Source organism: Lacimicrobium alkaliphilum (assembly GCF_001466725.1).
In the GTDB taxonomy this organism is placed as follows: Bacteria; Pseudomonadota; Gammaproteobacteria; order Enterobacterales; family Alteromonadaceae; genus Lacimicrobium; species Lacimicrobium alkaliphilum_B.
Map to the genome: position 1 here is coordinate 1,104,617 of NZ_CP013650.1, position 15,302 is coordinate 1,119,918.

The following is a 15,302-nucleotide window of genomic DNA, read 5'->3' on the forward strand; positions in this document are numbered from 1 at the left end:
CAGCATACGAAGTAGCAGGTACATGTCAGAAAACACTAAGCAGCTTAAGCATATTCGCAACTTCTCCATCATTGCCCATATCGACCACGGTAAATCTACCTTGTCGGACCGTCTTATCCACACCTGTGGCGGGCTTACCGACAGGGAAATGGCAGAGCAGGTGCTGGATTCTATGGATCTTGAGCGGGAGCGGGGCATTACCATCAAGGCGCAGAGTGTCACCCTCAATTACACCGCCAAAGACGGCGAGACCTATCAGCTGAATTTTATCGACACCCCGGGCCACGTGGATTTCTCTTATGAAGTGTCACGTTCACTGGCAGCCTGTGAAGGTGCGCTGTTGGTGGTGGATGCCGGCCAGGGTGTGGAAGCTCAGACCCTGGCAAACTGCTATACCGCCATCGAGATGGATCTGGAAGTGGTGCCAATTCTGAATAAGATTGATTTGCCCCAGGCCGAGCCTGACCGGGTGGCAGCGGAAATTGAAGATATTGTCGGTATTGATGCCCTGCAGGCGGTGCGCTGTTCGGCCAAGACCGGTGTCGGTATCGAAGACGTACTGGAGGTGATTGTACGCCAGATCCCGCCGCCAACAGGAGATGTGGACGCCCCATTACAGGCGCTGATCGTCGATTCCTGGTTTGATAATTACCAGGGGGTGGTGTCGCTGGTGCGCGTGATCAATGGTGAACTGAAGGCCGGTGACAAGATAAAGATCATGTCAAACGGTCAGGTACATCAGATTGACAATATTGGTATTTTTACCCCCAAGGCGACCAATACAGGTGTACTGCGTACCGGTGAAGTGGGTTTTGTGATTGCCGGTATCAAGGAAATTCAGGGAGCTCCCGTGGGTGATACTCTGACGCTGGCTAAACGGCCCGCTGAAAAGGCCTTACCGGGCTTTAAGAAGGTCAAGCCACAGGTGTATGCGGGCATGTTCCCGATCAGCTCCGATGATTATGAAGATTTTCGTGATGCCCTTTCCAAGCTGGCACTTAACGATGCGTCGTTATTTTTTGAGCCGGAGAGTTCTTCTGCCTTGGGCTTTGGTTTTCGTATTGGTTTCCTCGGTATGCTACACATGGAAATTGTGCAGGAGCGACTGGAGCGCGAATACGATCTGGATCTGATCACCACCGCGCCTACCGTGGTCTATGAAGTGGTAACCACCAAAGGGGAAACCCTGAGTGTGGACAATCCGTCCAAGTTACCGGCGGTAAATGATATTGAAGAGATTCACGAGCCTGTGGTTGAAGCTAATATTCTGGTGCCCAAGGATTATCTGGGTAATGTGATTACGCTTTGTGTCGAAAAGCGCGGTGTGCAGACACATATGACTTATCACGGTAATCAGGTAGCGGTAACCTATGAGCTGCCGATGGCTGAAGTGGTGATGGATTTCTTCGACCGGCTTAAATCCACCAGTCGTGGATTTGCATCTCTTGATTATAATTTCAAAAAATTCCAGGTGGCCGATATGGTCAGGGTGGATATTCTGGTTAACGGTGAACGTGTAGATGCACTGGCATTGATCACGCACAGGGAACATTCCCAGCGCCGTGGCCGGGAGATGGTGGATAAGCTGCGTGAGCTTATCCCCAGACAAATGTTCGATATCGCCATTCAGGCGGCCATCGGCAATCATGTTATTGCCAGAAGCACAGTCAAACAGTTACGTAAGAACGTTATCGCCAAATGTTATGGTGGTGATGTCAGTCGTAAGAAGAAACTGTTGCAGAAGCAAAAAGAAGGTAAAAAACGCATGAAACAGATAGGCAACGTGGAATTACCACAGGATGCCTTCCTGGCTGTGCTGAAGGTAGGAAAGTAAATGGCTAATTATTTCTCCATATTTCTGGTGGTGATCACAGTGGCATCAGGGCTGATCTGGCTTGCTGATTCACTGTTGTGGGCGCCCAAACGCAAGGAAAAGCTGAGTCTGGCCCAGCAATCTGCCGGAGGGCAACTGGACGAAGACACCATCAAGAAGGTGGCACCGGTTCCTTACCTGGTGGATACGGCACAGCAGATTTTTCCTGTTATTGCTTTTGTGCTGGTGCTGCGCTCTTTTTTATATGAGCCGTTCCAGATCCCATCCGGTTCAATGATGCCGACCTTGCTGGTGGGGGACTTTATTCTGGTGGATAAATTCTCTTATGGCCTTAAGGATCCCGTGGCGCGTAACAAGTTTATTGAAATGGGCAGCCCGGAGCGTGGCGATATTGCCGTGTTTAAATACCCTGAAGATCCCAATGTGGACTTTATCAAGCGCGTGGTGGGACTGCCTGGCGATACGGTGGTGTACCGTAACAAGCAGGTGTATATCCGGCCAGCCTGTGAGCAGGCCGATCGTAGCCAGTGCCCTGAACTGGAACCGATGGAACTGAAGTTTGAGAAGCGCGGTGAGTTTTACCATAACATGGTTCCCCAGGAGCGCTTTACCGAGCAGTTGGGAGAGGTATCCCACGAAATTTTGCGCACTCCTGCAGCCATGGCTCAGGAGCAGCACTATTATGCCCAGCCCGGTACCAAAGCGGACGAGTTTCTGGTGCCAGAGGGCCACTATTTTGTGCTGGGTGACAACAGGGATAACAGTCGTGACAGCCGTTACTGGGGCTTTGTTCCCGATGAGAATCTGGTCGGTAAGGCTGTGGCCATCTGGATAAGCTTCGAGTTTGACAGGCCGCCAAGTAGCTGGGTACCAGGCTGGATCCCCACCGGGATCCGCTTTGACCGTATCGGTGGTATTGAATAGATGCAGCAGGATTACAACGCGCTGAATCAGAAGCTGGGTTACCAGTTCCGGGATGAAAGTGCGCTGGAACTGGCACTGACTCATCGCAGCGCCAGCAAGCAGCATAACGAGCGTCTTGAATTTCTCGGTGACTCGGTGCTGGGAATGGTGATTGCCAAAGAACTGTACCAGCGCTTTCCCAGCCAACCGGAAGGCAAGCTTACCCGCATGCGCTCCACCCTGGTCAAGGGCGAAACCCTGGCTGAATTGGGCAGGGAGTTTAATCTGGGCGAGTTGCTGAAACTGGGGCCGGGCGAGCTCAAAAGCGGTGGTTTTCGCCGTGACAGCATTCTGGCTGATGCCGTTGAAGCCATTATTGGCGCCATTTTCTGGAAGCCGGGCTGGATACGGTAAACAAGCTGATCCTCAACTGGTATGCCCCGAGACTGGAAAAACTCAATCCGAACGAACACCCCAAAGATCATAAGACCCGCCTGCAGGAATATCTGCAGGGGCGTAAACTGCCACTACCAGACTATGAAGTGGTAGAAGTGACAGGTAAATCCCATGAGCAAACCTTTGTGGTTGAGTGCCGGGTTGCGGCACTGGAGCAGGTGGTTTCGGCCAAGGGCAACAGTCGTCGCCGTGCAGAACAGCAGGCGGCCCGCAAAGTAATGGAGCAACTCAGCCATGACAGCTGAACAACAGAATTACTGCGGTATGGTGGCCATCGTCGGCCGGCCCAATGTGGGTAAATCCACCCTGCTGAATAAGTTACTGGGTCAGAAGGTCAGTATCACTTCCCGCAAACCTCAGACCACCCGTCATCGTATTCTTGGTATTGATACCGAAGAGAACCGACAGACGGTGTATGTGGATACCCCCGGACTACACCGAGAGGAAAAGCGCGCCATCAACCGCTTTATGAACCGGGCCGCATCGAGCTCGCTGTCTGATGTGGGGCTGGTACTCTTTATTGTTGAAGGCACCCGCTGGACCGATGATGACGAGATGGTGCTTAACAAGATTAAGGAAAGCGGTCTGGAATGTTGGTTACTGGTCAACAAAACCGACAAGATTACAGACCGTGAGACCTTGTTGCCACAGATGGCATGGCTGGCCGAAAAACACGATTTTGCCCAGGTGATTCCTCTTTCAGCCAAACAGGGCCACAATGTGGACAGAATCAGGGACATGGTGCACAAAAGTTTGCCACCCAGTGATCATTTTTTCCCTGATGACTATATTACCGATCGTTCGTCCCGTTTTATGGCGGCGGAAATTATTCGCGAGAAGCTGATGCGTTTTACCGGTGATGAACTGCCTTATTCCGTCACCGTCGAAATTGAGCAATTTAAACTGACGGAAAAAGGGGTGTATCAGATCAATGGCCTGATCCTGGTTGAGCGGGATACTCAGAAGGCCATGGTTATCGGTAAAGGTGGCCAGCGCCTGAAAACCATTGGTCAGGAAGCTCGCCAGGATATGGAAAGGTTATTCGACAACAAGGTTTTTCTGGAGCTTTGGGTCAAAGTAAAATCCGGCTGGGCCGATGATGAACGGGCACTGCGCAGTCTGGGCTACGGGGAAAATCAGTAGGTCGGGCTTCAGTCCGACAAAGCGGATTGGCGTTTATCTTGTCGGAATAAATTCCGACCTACAGGTGTGTGGTTATCATGTAGGTCGGGGTTCAGCCCGACAAAACGGATTGGCGTTTACACTTGTCGGAATAAATTCCGATCTACAGGTGTGTGGTTATCATGTAGGTCGGGGTTCAGCCCGACAAAACGGATTGGCGTTTACACTTGTCGGAGTAAATTCCGACCTACAGCTGTGTGGTTATCATGTAGGTCGGCATTTATCCCGACAAATAAAAGGGGCAGTCAATGATAGAGAATCTTGCAGCATTACGGCGTGAATATACCCAGGGCGGTCTGCACAGAGAAGATCTGAATGCTGACCCTATCCTACAGTTTGAAGCCTGGCTGCAGGATGTTATCACCGCCGGCATTCCCGATCCTACCGCCATGACGGTTGCTACAGTGGATGCACAAGGGCAGCCTTCCCAACGTATTGTGTTACTCAAAGATGTGTCTGAGAAAGGCTTTGTTTTTTACACTAATCTTGAGAGCCGCAAGGCAAAAGAGCTGGCTAATAATAATAAGGTCTCACTTCATTTTCCCTGGCATCTGCTCGAACGTCAGGTAAAAATATGCGGCCAGGCACAGCCGTTGTCAAAAACGGAAGTAGCCCGTTATTTTCTCTCCCGCCCCCGTGAGAGTCAGCTAGCGGCCTGGGCATCGGCGCAGAGCCGACCCATCTCCACCCGTCAGATGCTGATGAGCAAATTTAACGAAGTGAAACAGAAATTCGCCGACGGCGATGTGACCTTACCGGCATTCTGGGGCGGTTTCAGGGTGGTTCCGCATGAGATAGAGTTCTGGCAGGGAGGGGAGCATCGATTACACGACAGATTTTGCTACCGTTTAGAGCAACAGGGGCAATGGAAAATTGAACGTCTGATGCCCTGAACTGCACTGGAGTCCGACCATGATCGACAGCCATTGCCATCTGGATTTTGACGCTTTTGATGAGGATCGCAAGCAGGTGATTGAGCGGGCCCGGAACAAAGGCGTTGAACGTATTGTGATCCCCGGGGTGGCTTCTGCCAACTGGCAAAATCTGATTCAACTTTGTGAAAGGGAGCCGCGGCTGGAATTTGCACTGGGATTGCATCCCTGGTTTCTCGCGCAGTTCCAGCCCTCAGATCTGAGTCTGCTGGATGACATGCTTAATCAGTACAAGGGTAAGGTAAAAGCCGTTGGCGAGATAGGGCTGGATTATGGCGGTACGGTTAATATCAGCCAGGAGCAACAGGAAGAGATATTCTGTGCTCAGCTTGAGCTGGCCCAACAACACGAATTGCCTGTGATCGTTCACCATCGTAAATCCCATCATCGTATTCTGCATTGTCTCAAAACCACGGGTTTTGCCCAGAGTGGGGTTATCCATGCCTTTTCCGGCAGTATTGAACAGGCGCAGGCTTATCTGAACAGGGGCTTTAAACTGGGTATCGGCGGTACCATTACCTATCCGCGGGCCAGCAAGACCCGGCAAACGGTTGCGGCTTTACCTGCCGCGGCTATTTTACTGGAAACCGATGCGCCGGATATGCCCGTCAATGGCCGCCAGGGGCAGCGCAACAGCCCTGAATATCTGGACGAGGTGCTGCAGGCATTGGCAGAGATAAGGCAGGAGTCTGCTACTGAACTGGAGCGGCAAAGCGATGAAAACAGCCGTTTGTTATTCGGCTTGTCTTAACAGCGGGTAACGCAGTTTATAAAAGCCCCGGGTGACTAATACGCCTATGGCGAAGGCCAGTAGCATCAGTACCTGAGTCTGGTGGTGGTTGTGCTTAGTCAGCGCTGCCTGATATTGCAATACCCGCTCGCGGTCGAGTATTAATTTCAGATAACCCTGCAGATTGTCCTGATGGATGATTTCCTGTACGTAAATCAGACTGTTGGCATCCTGGCGGTCCGTATATAGGCGGGTGATGCTGATATTCTCACCGGCCTGATTCAGTTCAATACCTCTGGCGTCGTGCAAACTGGCGGTGCGCACATGGGGATCCTCTGCCAGTTGGTCGAGTAACTGCTGTGCGGATATGATGCCGTCTTGCTCCGATGATAAGGTCAATGCCGCCAGGCCCGCTCCTTGCGCAATCAGGCTGCGACCCAGTTGATCGGCCTGGGCCTGCAATTCTTCGGTATCCTGCCCGGCGCTGAAAAACCAGATATTGACGACAATAATCAGCGCGGCGATGGCTAACCCGAGGTTCGCCAGCCGTTTATAGATGGAATAGGTGCTGGGACTGACCTGTTCCGCCTGGTCAAAGGAAATGGACACTTTCATAGTGTCTCCACTATATCAACTCAACCGGTGAATTGGTATCAGGTTCAGGTCCGCTATATCTGATTCCATTTATCACTTGGGGCACAGAGGGGGATTGGTTAGAATCTGCAGTTCACTTAATACCCGGATAATGATTTTGACCGAACTGCAACTCAAATCCAGTCAACTGCACTCCAGTCTGTTTTTACGTCAGCTTTTTGAGATCCCCGACCTGAAGCTGTTTCAACTGCAGCCGGAAAAGGTCTGCACCAATCTCAGTGCTGAGCAACTGGGCGGCATGGCTTGTTCCATAGGTGATGGTCAGCCTTCACGGGTTTCTGAGAACTGGCAACCGGCAAAGATGATTATCAGGGCTCAGGCGCTCACCCTAGACAAAGTTCTTAAGGTGCAGCAGGCCCTGCACGAGCAAATGCAGGTGAAGGGGATCCGGGCTATTGCGCTGAATGACCGCAAACAGGATTACGGTGTTGGTCTGGATATCGCGTTATCACCGCAGGGGGTGCCTAAGGAGCTTTTGCATAAGCTGGCGCTGACACATCAACTGGAGCTGAATCTGCTAACCCGCTCAGTGAGCCTGAAGAAACCAGGGCTATTGCTGATGGATATGGACAGCACCATGATTGCGATGGAGTGCATTGATGAAATAGCCAAACTGGCCGGTGTCGGTGAACAGGTGTCAGAGGTCACCGAACTGGCGATGCAGGGCAAGCTGGATTTCGCCGGCAGCCTGTGCAGCCGGGTAGCCTGTCTTGAAAATGCCAGCGAAGAAATCTTGTGGCAGGTCAGGGAGGCGATGCCAATCATGCCGGGACTGGAGCGATTGGTTTCATTGCTTAAAAGTCATGGCTGGAAGGTGGCACTGGTTTCCGGTGGCTTTACTTTCTTCGCCGATTATCTGAAACAACGTCTGGGGCTGGACTTTGCCCGTGCCAATGAGCTCGAGATAATCGACGGCCGTCTGACAGGCAAAGTGCAGGGCGAAATTGTCGATGGCACGGTTAAAGCCAATACTCTGGCAGAATTAGCGCAGCGTTATGATATCGGCATGCAACAGACTGTTGCGATGGGGGATGGTGCCAACGATCTGAAAATGATGGCGCAGGCCGGCCTCGGAGTCGCCTATAAAGCCAAGCCCGTGGTGTTGCAGCAGGCCGATGCGGCAATACGTTTTGGCGGCCTTGACGAGCTGCTTTACCTGCTTGAATCCTGATTCAGATGGATTGATTCAGTCAGTCGCTGGTTGCTGTCTGGGGCGCTTGCTGAGTCTTAGCCTGCTGTCCGTTTTTCGCCGGAGTGGTGCCTGAGGGCAAAGCTAACCCATAGCGATATATGGACTCTGCGGTCACATCGATGATATCCGCCACTGCAGCGATGGCCCAGAGCTGCTCTTCCAGCATTTTTGCTTTATGCACAGCATAGGTACCGACATAATTAAGCTCAGCATTGAGCAGGGAGATATCCGGCCTGCCGGTTCGGGTCACAAACAGTCGCAGTGCCAGAAAACGTCCCTGATGTTGGGCATTGCGAATAAATTGCCGTCGCTGACTGTCGTCTCTGAATTGTTGGGCTACTCTGACCTGGAAAGCCTGATGGATCTCCTGAGCCGCAGGGTCGAAGGCAATAAATAGCTCAAAACTGGCCGGTTTATTGTGGGTTCTTAAGTGTTTTACTGCCTGTTCGATAAAACCTTTTCCTTCGACGATCACGCCGTACAAGGGGTACAGATTGAGTTTGTGTTGCTCTGCAAGGTGAGTAAACAGCCCATAGAGTGGGTGATGGGAATTGGGACTGGTTACGCTTTGCGGGGTTAACTCTATACCGTCTTTGCGGATAAACATTGCTATATTCGGGATGTTGGCTGCATAAATATTACGCAGTGCCTCGCCAATACCGGCCATATCGCGGTCTTCACCCTTGCTGCGTAGTTTGCGTCTGTTGCTGCGGATCAGGTCATCGAAGAACTTTCTCGCGGTCTCTTCCTGTTCAGCCAGTTTAAGATGAATGACCTTGGCGTCATCACTGATACGCACGACCTCATAGCTGATTTTGGTCAATCCATATTTGTGCATCTGTTTCTGCAATTTAGGAAACAGCAATTGCAGCTCTTCACCCATCGCCAGTGGAAAAGGGTTCTGCATTTCTACTTTCAGGCCAGAGGGAGATAAGTCTTCGGTGACGCCGTTTAAGCGCAGCTCCTCAAAACTCAGGGTAACCGGGCTGCGCAGCATAAAGCGGGTTTCCCGCCTGAGTTCCTGATAACGAAAGCGATACGGCGTGATCTCAGCAGGATGGCGGTTGCGCGGGTGACAGAAGACCTGCAGGCCGGATAACTGACCTTTGGCCAGTTTACGCCGCTGATAGGCCCGGGTGTTCCACTCATTGCTGATGTCGGTGATAAGGGCAATATGGGTCAGGGTTTTCAGTTTTGACATCAGCCTTGCCGAGGGAGGCATATTCATACGGCGGATCTGATCATTGACGGTATCCGGCAGTGACAGCGGAGTATGGCACTGCTCCGGGTGCATATCGGTTAACTGCAATTTGTACACCCGCCAGCTTGCCTTGCGCGAACCATAGGCCAGATACGCATCTTTTACCTCAGGATGGGCCTCCAGCTCTTCCAGGGTGGCACTGTAGAAGTAAACCCGCCCTTCGGTGGTATGCGTAAACACATACAGATAGGTGCTTTGTTCGCCCTGAGGTTTTTCCAGCAATCGTTGCAGTCGCTGCCTTGTGAACAGGTAGCCCATGCGCAGTCCGCCGGTCTCGTCATTCCAGAACTGGATACTGTCTTTATTGCAGTCATTGCTGATCAGATACCTGGGCGTCAGCTTGTCGTCGTTATTTTCAATAAACACCGGCACCGAGGTGATATGGGGAATGTAATACTGTTCATAGCCCTTGACCATGATGGCCTCAATGGTGTTATCCATATTGACCTTATAACGCCGTTTGTTGCCCTGAATAAAACGTTCGAGAAATTCATCAAAAGCTTGCTGTTCTTTGTCATAAAGGCGTTTCAGACACACACGTTGCTCTTCGCGACTGCGATCCACATCGGTGACAAGGTAGTTAACACTCTCGCCGCGATGAAGCCCGTATTCTGTCTCCAGTCCGCGGAAATGGATCTTCAGTTTATCACCGGGTTTGAGCAGGTGGCGTTTGTTGACTTTGAGCTTTAATCCACTGATGGAGATATCGACACTGGTGGCGTGGATGGACTCATTCAGCTCAGTAAAGGCTTCCACCGGCACCACAAAATTCATTCGCTCCTCACGGCGCTGGTTGACGCCGGAAAAGTTAATAATCGGGGTCTGATATTGCTTCTCCGGAGGCAGGTCCGGCAATGTTTGCTCAATGGCTTGTTTGTCGCGTTGTTTTTGGTGCATTACGCGGAAATTGTTTTCCGTGTTGGTAACGGCCTCATACACGCCAATGGTGTAGCCGCCAAAGCTGCGCACCTGGCGTTCAAACACTTCGATGGCCACATCATCCAGAAAATGAGTAATGCCCTCGTGCTCATAGGGCTGACATTTGCCGTCCACCATGCCTCGCAGGTCGATCATGCGTTGAGTGGGTTTGGACTGGCGCTTGAGTTCCATTTTCAGAAGAAAACGCTTGGGCTTAGGAACAGAAGCGGCCACCTGAGACAATATCTGGTTGAACGCCGGTTCTTTTACCACCGGTTTCAGTTGTTCAATAAGATCCTGATATTGCTCTAGTCCCTGACTCATGCTGATTCAAACCTGCGCTTTGTGTTGAATATAATCTGTTATCGGTGATTTTGCGTATTTCTTGTGCCGATCCGCTGGCCGGTGCAGGCCCACAGATATGCGGAATACGATGTTATCTTACTTTATTGTTGCAGATTCCGTGCCGTCTGTCCCGCTGGTGATCCATGATACCGACAAGATATACTGTCACCAGAATTATCAAAACGGGATGGTTAGGTGGCAAAACGAAAGAGTGCCTTTGTCTGCAATGACTGTGGTTCAGAATATCCCCGTTGGCAGGGGCAGTGTAACGACTGTGGTGCCTGGAACAGCATTTCAGAAATTCTGTTATCTTCGGGGCGGGAGACTCATGATGCCCGGCGTCGCGGCTATGCCGGACAAGTTGCGGCACAGGTGCAGACCCTTGAAAATATTGATTTGCAGGCGTTACCGCGATTCTCTTCCGGATTTAATGAACTGGACAGGGTATTGGGGGGCGGCGTTGTACCCGGCTCGGCCATTCTGATTGGTGGCTCGCCCGGAGCCGGTAAAAGTACCTTGTTGCTGCAGACAATGTGTAAGCTGGCTGCCAGCCGTCCGGCACTGTATGTGACCGGTGAGGAATCTCTGCAGCAGGTAGCCTTGCGGGCCAACCGCCTGGGGTTGCCTACTGACAAACTTAAGTTGCTGGCTGAAACCAGTATTGAAACCATCTGCGATCTGGCCCTTGAACACAAACCACAGCTGATGGTTATCGATTCTATTCAGGTGATGCACCTGGCTGATATTCAGTCTGCACCCGGCAGCGTTTCGCAGGTGCGGGAGGGGGCGGCCTATCTGACCCGTTTCGCCAAGCAGCATCATATCGCCATGCTGATGGTGGGCCATGTCACCAAAGACGGCTCGCTGGCGGGCCCCAAAGTGCTGGAGCACTGTATTGACTGCTCGATGATGCTCGAAGGTGACGGTGACAGTCGTTTCAGGGTGCTCAGAGGGCAGAAGAACCGTTTCGGTGCGGTGAATGAACTGGGTGTATTCGCCATGACCGACAAAGGCTTAAGGGAAGTCAGTAATCCTTCGGCAATTTTCCTCAGCCGTGAAGATGATCCCTCGCCGGGTAGCCTGGTGATGGTAGTCTGGGAAGGAACCCGGCCGTTGCTGGTGGAGATCCAGGCGCTGGTGGATTATTCGCAGATGGCCAATCCAAGGCGACTGGCGGTGGGACTGGAACAAAACCGGCTGGCCATGTTGCTGGCGGTGCTGCATCGTCATGGCAATGTGCAGATGAATGATCAGGATGTGTTTGTGAATGTGGTTGGTGGTGTCAAAGTGGCCGAGACCAGTGCCGATCTGGCGCTGCTGTTGGCGATATTATCCAGTTTCCGTAATCAGGCGTTGCCCAGAGAACTGATTGTGTTTGGTGAAGTGGGCCTGGCCGGGGAAATCAGACCGGTACCTAATGGGGTCGAGCGTTTAAGTGAGGCGGCCAAACATGGCTTTACCCGCGCTATTGTGCCCAGCGCCAATGTACCTAAACAATCAATACCCGGAATGGCTGTGGTGGGTGTAAGGCGGTTGTCTGAAGCGCTGGAAGCGATTTAAACACTGTCATCAATGGTTGATCGCGCAGAGGCGCAAAGCCGCAGGGGATGGGGTTCTGATTTCACCTCTGCGTGAGAGTAATGGGTATCAAGTATCAGGCGTAGCCCGGATGCAGCGAAGCGGAATCCGGGAAAATCAATGGTTGTGATAATTATTAATTATCAGAAGGAGAGGCCAGCTTTTCCAGTTCACGCTTAAGCAGGGCATCGTCGCCGACATTCAGCTCGATCAGGCGGCGTAGCCTTGAAGCGCTGTCGATATCTAACATATTGATTTTGACGCCCACTTGCCTGTCATCCTGATGTTTGACCTCACCTTCCATCATCAGACTGCTGCCCATGCCGGGCAGGCTCACCACCAGCAGCACAGATTTGCCACTGTCAGTAATAAAGTCTTCAGGGGCCTCCAGCAACACCCCTTTTAAGGATATATCCAGCAACCGGCATTGCCATTTTTGGGAGCCCTGCCGGGCCTCCACCGGAGCCGAGAATATGATACGGGTAAATTGACGACGGTTTTCTGTATTCATGCTTTAAGCATAGCCTTGTTAAGCTGAAAATCATACTTTTTGTATTGGCTAATTGTATGATTTCCAGTTAAAAAATATGTATAACATTACCTATACATGGTGACTAATTACTCTGGATCAACCACAGGAGAAACCGATGGCGGCAGAACGGCAACTGGAAAGACTGATCAGTCAGATGCAACCAAGGCTCGATCCCCGTACTTTTGTGTTTGCCTGCCTGGGACAGGAACAGGCAATGCCGGAGGGACTACAACCACAGATGCTGTTTATGGAAAAGGAAGGGCCAACCCTGATTGTTGAGCAACAGCAGGCACTTAAACATGATCTCGGTTATGAGTTTGTCAGCCGTATGATCACACTGAATGTTCATTCAGCGCTGGATGCCGTCGGTTTTCTGGCCACAATTACTTCCCACCTTGCCGGTTATAATATGGGGGTGAATCCGGTTTCCGGCTTTTACCACGATCATCTGTTTGTACCCGCAGATAAGGCAGAGCTGGCTATGCAGGCACTGACAGAACTGATTGATCAACAAACGTAGCGCAGGAAAGCGCGAGTAAAGGATAATTTCACCACAGAGGCACGAAGAACACAGAGATTTGAATGGTTAAACGCTTTGACCCATTCGTGTTTTTCGTGCCTTTAATGGTTTAAAAGTCTTTGACCACGAAAAACACTAAAGGCACCAACAAAAGAAATATTTACCGCTGAGTCGCGGAGGGCGCAGAGGATGAAAGGTTTTATCAACTCCGCGTTCTCTGCGGCTCTGCGGTAGATTTACCATCATTAAAGGTCACTGGATGCCTGATAACGGCACTCGGGCATGACTGACTGTCGTTCCCGCATGTTGTTGGCGGGAATCCAGCGTCTTTGTTCTTTACCACGAAAAACACTAAAAGCACGAAAAAACACAGGTACTGTCATCCTGATGGCAATCAGGATCTGTTTAAGCTCAACTGAGTTCTATAGTGATCAGTGCATAAATCTCACGCAGAGTCGCAGAGGACGCAGAGGTTTTACCGCCGTTAATACCTCTGTGTTCTCCGTGTCTCTGTGGTGAATAGCTTTTTGTTCATAATTTATAATTCAGCATTCATCACTAAATACTCACCCTGCGGTACTGACGATATTGCGGGGTCCAGAAATTGGCTTCTATTTTGCTGTGCAACATTTCATCGGACATTTCCAGTGCCAGCCCTTGTTCCTGTGCCACCTTACCCACTTCAAAGGCGATTTCTTTGCTCAGTTTAAATAATTCGGTGAGCGGTGGCAGTAATCCGCCCTTGCCGGTATTGGCCAGTGGTGAGGCCGCCGCCAGCGTCGTACTGGCGGCCATGAGCATCTCTTCGGTGATTAGTCTGGCCTTGGTGGCCACCACGCCCAGGCCGATGCCCGGAAAAATATAACTGTTATTACACTGGGTGATCGGATAGGTCTTGCCCTTGTATTTAACCGGCTCGAAGGGACTGCCGGTGGCGATGATCACCTCACCCTCTGTCCATTCGATAACCTGCTCGGGTCTGGCTTCCACTTGCCGGGAGGGATTACTCAAGGGGAAAATAATTGGCAGTTTACAGTGCTGTTTCATGGTTCTGATCACCTGTTCGGTAAACAGTCCGGCCTGACCGGAAACGCCAATCAATACATCGGGATTGGCGCAGTGGATCACATCCAGCAGGGAAGGATAGTCACCGCTGAAACTCCACTCACTGATATTGTCCTGTTGCTGGCACAGTGCCTGCTGGAAATCCCGCAATCCTTGCATGCCATCGGTGAGCAGCCCATACCTGTCGACCATATAAACCTGCCCTCTGGCCTGTTTTTCATCCAGACCTTCGGCACACATTTGTTGTACCACTTGTTCGGCGATACCGCAGCCGGCCGAGCCCGCTCCCACAAATACCACCTTTTGTTCAGATAATTTTGCCCCTTTGGTGCGACAGGCAGCCAGCAGCGTACCCACGGTTACTGCCGCAGTACCCTGAATATCATCATTAAAACAACGTACCTGATGGCGATAGCGATTCAGCAGTGGGGTGGCATTTTGCTGGGCAAAATCTTCAAATTGGATCATGGCATCGGGCCAGCGCCGCTGTACCGCGCGGATAAATTCTTCCACAAAGGCATCGTATTCCTGCTGGCCGATACGCTTGTGGCGGGCCCCCATGTACATGGGATCATTCAGCAGTTTCTCATTATTGGTTCCCACATCCAGCATGACCGGCAGGGTATAGGCCGGGCTGATGCCGCCGCAGGCGGTGTAAAGTGACAGTTTGCCGATGGGGATGCCCATTCCGCCAATGCCCTGATCGCCCAGACCCAGGATGCGCTCGCCGTCGGTGACCACGATAACCTTAACCTTTCCTTTGGTGGCGTTATGCAGGATATCGTCTATATGTTCGCGCTCGGCATAGGAGATAAACAGCCCCCGGGAGCTGCGATAGATATCGGAAAACTGCTCACAGGCGTCACCAACTGTAGGGGTGTAGATGATCGGCATCATCTCTTCGAGATGTTCCTGTATCAGACGGTGAAACAGAGTTTCGTTATTGTCCTGAATGGCACGCAGGTAGATATGCTTGTTAATCGGCGTATCAAAGCTTGAATATTGCATATAGGCCCGGCTCACCTGTTCCTCGATACTTTCGTAACGGGGCGGTAACAGGCCATTAAGGTTAAAGGCCTTGCGCTCTTCTGCACTGAAGGCGCTGCCCTTGTTAAGCAGAGGGGTTTCCAGCAATGAAGGGCCGGCATGGGGGATATACAAAGGGCGTTTTTTGGTTGTCATTGCGTCAAGCCTTTGGAT

General features: G+C 51.5%; 12 protein-coding genes and 1 pseudogene. 9 read left to right on the forward strand and 4 right to left on the reverse strand.

Going from position 1 to position 15,302, the window contains the following annotated elements:
• The first annotated feature begins 22 nt into the window (after nucleotides 1-22).
• The 6 genes and pseudogenes from lepA to AT746_RS05010 all read left to right on the forward strand — a co-directional run bounded on the left by lepA (nucleotide 23) and on the right by AT746_RS05010 (nucleotide 6,058).
• The gene (lepA, locus tag AT746_RS04985) at nucleotides 23-1,834 is read left to right on the forward strand and encodes a translation elongation factor 4 (RefSeq protein ID WP_062477294.1); all 1,812 of its coding nucleotides are present in this window, start codon (nucleotides 23-25) and stop codon (nucleotides 1,832-1,834) included.
• Nucleotides 1,835-2,758 (forward strand): signal peptidase I, encoded by a 924-nt coding sequence (gene lepB, locus AT746_RS04990; protein WP_062477297.1) that lies wholly within the window; start codon nucleotides 1,835-1,837, stop codon nucleotides 2,756-2,758.
• A pseudogene (gene rnc, locus AT746_RS04995) lies at nucleotides 2,759-3,438 on the forward strand (ribonuclease III).
• Nucleotides 3,428-4,336 carry a GTPase Era gene (gene era, locus AT746_RS05000; protein WP_062477300.1) on the forward strand — a complete coding sequence of 303 codons (909 nt, stop codon included), beginning with the start codon at nucleotides 3,428-3,430 and terminating at the stop codon, nucleotides 4,334-4,336. The pseudogene rnc and the gene era overlap by 11 nt, the downstream one beginning before the upstream one ends.
• A gap of 287 nt (nucleotides 4,337-4,623) precedes the next feature.
• Nucleotides 4,624-5,268 (forward strand): pyridoxamine 5'-phosphate oxidase, encoded by a 645-nt coding sequence (gene pdxH / locus AT746_RS05005; protein WP_062477303.1) that lies wholly within the window; start codon nucleotides 4,624-4,626, stop codon nucleotides 5,266-5,268.
• Nucleotides 5,269-5,287: 19 nt separating this feature from the next.
• On the forward strand, nucleotides 5,288-6,058 hold the full coding sequence (locus tag AT746_RS05010; RefSeq protein ID WP_062477306.1) for a TatD family hydrolase: 771 nt from the start codon (nucleotides 5,288-5,290) through the stop codon (nucleotides 6,056-6,058).
• On the opposite strand, the gene AT746_RS05015 is transcribed toward AT746_RS05010, so the two are convergent.
• On the reverse strand, nucleotides 6,041-6,652 hold the full coding sequence (locus tag AT746_RS05015) for an AhpA/YtjB family protein (RefSeq protein WP_062477309.1): 612 nt from the start codon (nucleotides 6,650-6,652) through the stop codon (nucleotides 6,041-6,043). The genes AT746_RS05010 and AT746_RS05015 overlap by 18 nt on opposite strands.
• A gap of 136 nt (nucleotides 6,653-6,788) precedes the next feature.
• On the opposite strand from AT746_RS05015, the gene serB reads away from it, so the two are divergent.
• A complete protein-coding gene (gene serB / locus AT746_RS05020) occupies nucleotides 6,789-7,862 on the forward strand; it encodes a phosphoserine phosphatase SerB (RefSeq protein ID WP_231731020.1) in 1,074 nt (357 codons plus the stop codon).
• 19 nt (nucleotides 7,863-7,881) lie between these two features.
• Here serB and AT746_RS05025 read toward each other — a convergent pair whose 3' ends face one another.
• Nucleotides 7,882-10,386, reverse strand: coding sequence for a PilZ domain-containing protein (locus tag AT746_RS05025; RefSeq protein WP_062477315.1), 2,505 nt, complete (start codon nucleotides 10,384-10,386; stop codon nucleotides 7,882-7,884).
• Nucleotides 10,387-10,602: 216 nt separating this feature from the next.
• Here AT746_RS05025 and radA point away from each other — a divergent pair, with 216 nt between their 5' ends.
• Nucleotides 10,603-11,967, forward strand: a complete 1,365-nt coding sequence (gene radA / locus AT746_RS05030) for a DNA repair protein RadA (RefSeq protein WP_062477318.1) — start codon at nucleotides 10,603-10,605, stop codon at nucleotides 11,965-11,967.
• A gap of 154 nt (nucleotides 11,968-12,121) precedes the next feature.
• Here radA and AT746_RS05035 read toward each other — a convergent pair whose 3' ends face one another.
• Entirely contained in the window at nucleotides 12,122-12,496 is a 375-nt protein-coding gene (locus tag AT746_RS05035; RefSeq protein ID WP_062477321.1) for a PilZ domain-containing protein, read from the reverse strand.
• Between the two features lie 136 nt (nucleotides 12,497-12,632).
• On the opposite strand from AT746_RS05035, the gene AT746_RS05040 reads away from it, so the two are divergent.
• Nucleotides 12,633-13,037, forward strand: a complete 405-nt coding sequence (locus AT746_RS05040; RefSeq protein WP_062477324.1) for an ACT domain-containing protein — start codon at nucleotides 12,633-12,635, stop codon at nucleotides 13,035-13,037.
• Nucleotides 13,038-13,595: 558 nt separating this feature from the next.
• Here the strand turns inward: AT746_RS05040 and AT746_RS05045 are convergent.
• Nucleotides 13,596-15,284, reverse strand: coding sequence for an NAD-dependent malic enzyme (locus AT746_RS05045; RefSeq protein ID WP_062477327.1), 1,689 nt, complete (start codon nucleotides 15,282-15,284; stop codon nucleotides 13,596-13,598).
• Nucleotides 15,285-15,302: the final 18 nt, after the last annotated feature.

Excerpts from the sequence above, each read along its gene's own strand:
- AT746_RS05010 (WP_062477306.1), top strand. The coding sequence starts at position 5,288 with ATGATCGACAGCCATTGCCATCTGGATTTTGACGCTTTTGATGAGGAT.
- AT746_RS05025 (WP_062477315.1), bottom strand. The coding sequence starts at position 10,386 with ATGAGTCAGGGACTAGAGCAATATCAGGATCTTATTGAACAACTGAAA.
- pdxH (WP_062477303.1), top strand. The coding sequence starts at position 4,624 with ATGATAGAGAATCTTGCAGCATTACGGCGTGAATATACCCAGGGCGGT.
- AT746_RS05045 (WP_062477327.1), bottom strand. The coding sequence starts at position 15,284 with ATGACAACCAAAAAACGCCCTTTGTATATCCCCCATGCCGGCCCTTCA.
- AT746_RS05035 (WP_062477321.1), bottom strand. The coding sequence starts at position 12,496 with ATGAATACAGAAAACCGTCGTCAATTTACCCGTATCATATTCTCGGCT.
- lepA (WP_062477294.1), top strand. The coding sequence starts at position 23 with ATGTCAGAAAACACTAAGCAGCTTAAGCATATTCGCAACTTCTCCATC.
- era (WP_062477300.1), top strand. The coding sequence starts at position 3,428 with ATGACAGCTGAACAACAGAATTACTGCGGTATGGTGGCCATCGTCGGC.
- lepB (WP_062477297.1), top strand. The coding sequence starts at position 1,835 with ATGGCTAATTATTTCTCCATATTTCTGGTGGTGATCACAGTGGCATCA.
- AT746_RS05040 (WP_062477324.1), top strand. The coding sequence starts at position 12,633 with ATGGCGGCAGAACGGCAACTGGAAAGACTGATCAGTCAGATGCAACCA.
- AT746_RS05015 (WP_062477309.1), bottom strand. The coding sequence starts at position 6,652 with ATGAAAGTGTCCATTTCCTTTGACCAGGCGGAACAGGTCAGTCCCAGC.